The organism is Ruminococcus sp. (assembly GCF_045129435.1).
GTDB lineage: Bacteria > Bacillota > Clostridia > Oscillospirales > Acutalibacteraceae > Ruminococcoides.
The window spans coordinates 1-4,658 of record NZ_JBGVJL010000167.1 but is presented as its reverse complement, the minus strand read 5'-3'; the positions used below and the strand labels follow the sequence as shown (position 1 = coordinate 4,658).

General features: G+C 38.3%; 4 protein-coding genes. 2 read left to right on the top strand and 2 right to left on the bottom strand.

Annotated features, from left to right (window positions below; all coding sequences use genetic code 11):
- Together ACJMMI_RS07870 and ACJMMI_RS07865 are read right to left on the bottom strand one after the other, a co-directional pair.
- A partial coding sequence (locus tag ACJMMI_RS07870) for an undecaprenyl-diphosphate phosphatase (RefSeq protein ID WP_405354760.1) occupies nucleotides 1-950 on the bottom strand: 950 nt, incomplete at its 3' end.
- An 88-nt stretch (nucleotides 951-1,038) separates the two neighbouring features.
- Nucleotides 1,039-1,842: a ClpP family protease gene (locus ACJMMI_RS07865; RefSeq protein WP_405354758.1), complete on the bottom strand. Its 804-nt coding sequence runs from the start codon at nucleotides 1,840-1,842 to the stop codon at nucleotides 1,039-1,041.
- A 181-nt stretch (nucleotides 1,843-2,023) separates the two neighbouring features.
- Between ACJMMI_RS07865 and ACJMMI_RS07860 the strand changes: the two genes are divergently transcribed.
- Nucleotides 2,024-3,322: a hemolysin family protein gene (locus ACJMMI_RS07860; RefSeq protein WP_405354756.1), complete on the top strand. Its 1,299-nt coding sequence runs from the start codon at nucleotides 2,024-2,026 to the stop codon at nucleotides 3,320-3,322.
- Nucleotides 3,323-3,369: 47 nt separating this feature from the next.
- Entirely contained in the window at nucleotides 3,370-4,560 is a 1,191-nt protein-coding gene (gene rlmD / locus ACJMMI_RS07855) for a 23S rRNA (uracil(1939)-C(5))-methyltransferase RlmD (protein WP_405354762.1), read from the top strand.
- Nucleotides 4,561-4,658: the final 98 nt, after the last annotated feature.

Sequence of the window (4,658 nt, the reverse complement as noted above, 5' to 3'; positions counted from 1 at the left end):
GCACCCGTAAAAACATTAGCTCCTGTATTAAGCTCAATACAAGAAATGACAAGGAAAATCAAACCTACAAGTGCTGTATAAATAACAAAAATAATCATTTTATCTGACTTTAAGAACCATTTAAAAATCACAATGGCAAAGTAACCGACAATCGCAGAAACTACCATTCCCACAATAATTACTACAGGGTCAATAGAAATACCCTCAGGTGATTTAATAGCGTCAACACCCTCAAGCAAAGCTGCTGCAAGGATTGAAGGAATACCGAGAACAAAGGTATAGTCAAGTGCTTTCTGCTTGTTGATGCCTCTCATCTCACCTACTGCAAGAGTTGAGCCTGAACGGGAAATACCCGGGAAAATTGCTGCAACAAACTGCATAAGACCAACGCAAATAGCGTCAACTACATTAAAGCTTTCCTTACCTGCGTTGTTTTCACTGTGCTTATTAGCCTTTAAATGCTTAAAGCCTGAGCCTGCACTGACATTTCTCTTGTTGCAAATAATGCCAATAGTAAGAAGAATACTTGTAATAATAAGTGAGATTGAAACTACAATTAAATATCTTTCACCTGTCAATACATCGGCTAAATCCTTAATCTTCATATCTGTGCCAGGTATAGGCAGGAAAAGGAAGAACAACGGCAAAAGTCCGATTATGAGCATCATAATTAAATTTCTCTCATAGTTCATTTCTTTCCACTTAAACTTGCCTGTAAATAAATCCTTTACAAATGAAACAAACTCCTTAATCAAACTCCAGATAAGCTTGTGATAAAAAACAACAACGGCTACAAGTGTGCCGACATGAAGCATTACATTAAAGAAAAGATTGTCTTCTGTTGCTCCCAAAATGTGCTGTGTAATAGACAAATGTCCACTGCTTGATACAGGTAAAAACTCAGTAAGTCCCTGTACAATGCCCTGAATAATCGCATCAAGAATTGACATAATATGTACTCCTTTTTAATATGTATAGGGCGAAAATACTCGCCCATGTAACCACATATATAATGTATATGCGGAATGTGTGAAAAATTTATCTGCCTTTGGCTTTTCTGCGTGTCTTGTTTTTCTTAATCATCGCATACAGGCAGTCGATTGCGTCTGAAACCGTACCGACCTCATCAATAAGTCCCTCGCTTACTGCCTCTTCCCCTTCAAGAATTGTGCCGATGTCCATTACAAGCTCTCCGGTATTTAGCACAAGCTCGTTGTAGCGTTCCTTTGAAATATCAGAATTTTCCGCAACAAAGGTGGTTATTCTGTCCTGCATACGCTGAAAATACTCAAAGGTTTGCGGCACACCAAGTGTAAGTCCTGTTGTTCTTACAGGGTGGACTGTCATTGACGCACTCGGAGCGATAAAACTTTTATCTGCCGCCACTGCAAGAGGGATTCCTATTGAGTGACCGCCGCCAAGCACGATTGAAACCGTAGGCTTTTTCATTCCTGAAATCACCTCGGCAATAGCAAGACCCGCTTCCACATCTCCTCCAACCGTATTGAGCAATATAAGCAAGCCGTCTATTCTCTCGTCTTCTTCAATAGAAACAAGCAGCGGAATTACATGCTCGTATTTGGTGGTCTTATTCTGTTGTGGAAGAATGTAATGGCCCTCAATCTGTCCGATAATTGTTAGGCAATGAATTACGCTGTCCTTGTGAGAGGTAATAACCGAGCCGATCTCCTCGACCTGGTCTGTGTGCTGTTCATCAATCGGACTGTCTTTTTCAATAGACTTTTTTTCGGTCTGTTCATTAGGATTTTTTACTGTATTGCTTACCCTTGACTTGCCCGATTTTTTTGCTGTGGAATTCTTATCCTTTGCTTTTTGTGCCATATTAATGCACCTCCGAAAAATATTTTTTCCAAAAGTGCGTTAAAAATGCGTTTTGCAATTAATTATTATAGCATTTATAGCAATATATTTCAATCTTTTTGCTCTTTTTTCTTAAAAACAATAATGATATAAAAGAATTATAGTAGTATAAAAGTAATAATGTTTTTGGAGTGAATAAAAATTGGCATCAAACATAGTAATGGCGATAGTAATTATTGTACTTATTGCATTTTCCTCATTTTTTTCTGCAACCGAAACAGCGTTTTCCTTTGTGAATAAAATCAGGATTCAAAAAAAATCAGAGGATGGCGACAAAAAGGCAACAACTGCTCTTTTCGTAATCGACAACTTTGACAAAGCACTTACCACCATTCTAATCTGCAACAATGTTGTAAACCTCAGCTGTTCTTCACTTGCCACAGTTCTGTGTATGAATCTATTTGGCGACTACGGCTCGGCTATTGCAACCGGTGCTACCACTTTACTTGTACTCACCTTTGGCGAGGTACTTCCTAAATGTCTTGCAAAAGAAAACTGCGACAACTTTTCACTAAGCACAGCAGGCTTAATAAAATTTTTAATGTTTATTTTAACACCGCTTGTTTTTGTACTTGTAAAATTCAAAAGTCTTGCACTTAAAATTGCAGGCGGCAGTGAGGACGCACCGAGCGTTACAGAAAATGAGCTTAAATATATAGTAGAAAGCATCGAAGAAGAGGGTGTGCTTGAAGAAAGCGAAAGCGAAATGGTTCGCCTTGCACTCGACTTTGACGAAAAAACTGCTGAAGAGGTAATCACCCCACGAGTTGATGTTACCTTTATAAGCGTTGATGATTCACCTGAAAAAATCAAAGAAATTATCCTTGAGAACAGATATTCACGAATTCCTGTATATAAAGACACAGTCGATAACATTGTCGGCGTACTTCACACAAGAGATTATCTTGAAAAACTTGCAGACGGCATTGCACCTGATGTGCGTGACATTATGCAGTCACCGTACTTTGTATTCAGAACCCAGCCACTTTCAAAAATCCTCAGCACTTTTAAGAGAATCAAGGTTCACCTTGCAATCGTTACAGACGAATACGGCGGAACTCTCGGTATTCTCACTATGGAAGACCTGCTTGAGGAGATTGTTGGCGATATTTGGGATGAGGACGAGGAAATTGAGCATAACTACTATAAAATCGGCAAGAATGAATTTCTTGTAAACGGCGACCTGGAGCTTGACGATATGCTCGCTCTCTTTGATCTTGATGATGATTACATCGACAGCGACAGCATTACTGTAGGCGGATACATTCTTGAAAATGCAGGCACAATTCCAAATAAGCGTGAGAGCGTAGAGGCAGGCGGTTTCCGCTTTACAATTATGGAGGTTGCAAACCAGAGAATCATTCGTGTTGTTGTAAAAAGACTCGTTGATGAAAACGAAACAAGCGAAAAATCAACAGACGAAAAAGAAAAAGAAGAATAATTAACCACAAATAAAGAGCCAAGCAACACAAGCCTGGCTCTTTTCAGATAAAACGGAGAAAAAATATGAGTAATACAAAAGAAAACATTAAAAGAGGCAGTTGTCCTGTATATAAAAAATGCGGAGGTTGCCAACTTCAAAACCTCACATACCCACAACAGCTTGAATTTAAACAGAAAAAAGTTGAAAAACTGCTATCAAAATTTTGCAAGGTTGATAAAATAATAGGAATGACCTCTCCATATCATTACCGCAACAAGGTACAGGCGGCTTTCAGAACAGACAAAAACGGTAAGATAATTTCCGGAGTATATCAATCGGGAACTCATCATATTGTCGGTATTGACGAGTGTATGACAGAAGATGTGACTGCTGATAAAATCATTATAGCAGTACGAAAAATGCTGAAATCATTCAAACTCACCACCTATGACGAGGACAAGCAAAAGGGATTTTTAAGACATATTCTTGTAAAAAGAGGATTTGCCACAAATGAAGTCATGCTTGTGCTTGTAACAGGAACACCTGTGTTCCCTTCTAAAAATAATTTTGTAAAAGCCATTACAAAGCAGTTTCCTGAAATAAAAACAGTAGTGCAAAATATAAATTCTTACAGAACAAATCTCGTACTTGGCGATGTGCAAAAAGTGCTTTACGGCAAGGGATATATTGAAGATATTTTGTGCGGATGTAAATTCAGAATTTCGCCAAAAAGCTTTTATCAAATAAATCCTGTACAGACAGAGGTTCTTTACAACAAAGCAATCGAATTTGCAAATCTCAAGGGCAACGAAACTGTGCTTGACACCTACTGCGGAATCGGTACAATCGGAATTGTAGCTGCAAAGCATGGTGCGGGCAATGTAATCGGCGTTGAACTTAACAAAGATGCAGTTAAAGACGCTGTGCAGAATGCAAGAGCAAATAATCTTAAAAATATCAGATTTTATCAGGGCGATGCCGGTGAATTTATGCAGGCTGTCGCAGAAGAAGACGAAAAGCCGGATGTAGTATTTATGGACCCTCCAAGAGCCGGAAGTGATGAAAGATTTCTCTCTTCCCTCATAAAAATGAATCCCGAAACAGTAGTTTACATCTCCTGCAACCCGGAAACCTTAGCAAGAGATTTAGCATATTTAAAACAACACAGTAACTACAAGATAACAAAAATTCAACCCGTAGATATGTTCCCACATACGGCACATATTGAATGTGTGGTGCGATTTTGTAGGAAATAATTCTATAGTGAAAGGTAAAAAATATCTTATATGAACAATTATATTACCACTAAAAGATTAATCATCAGACCCATAATGCACAATGATGTATATGATAT

Coding starts and splice junctions, on each gene's coding strand:
- ACJMMI_RS07865 (WP_405354758.1), bottom strand. CDS start 1,842: ATGGCACAAAAAGCAAAGGATAAGAATTCCACAGCAAAAAAATCGGGC.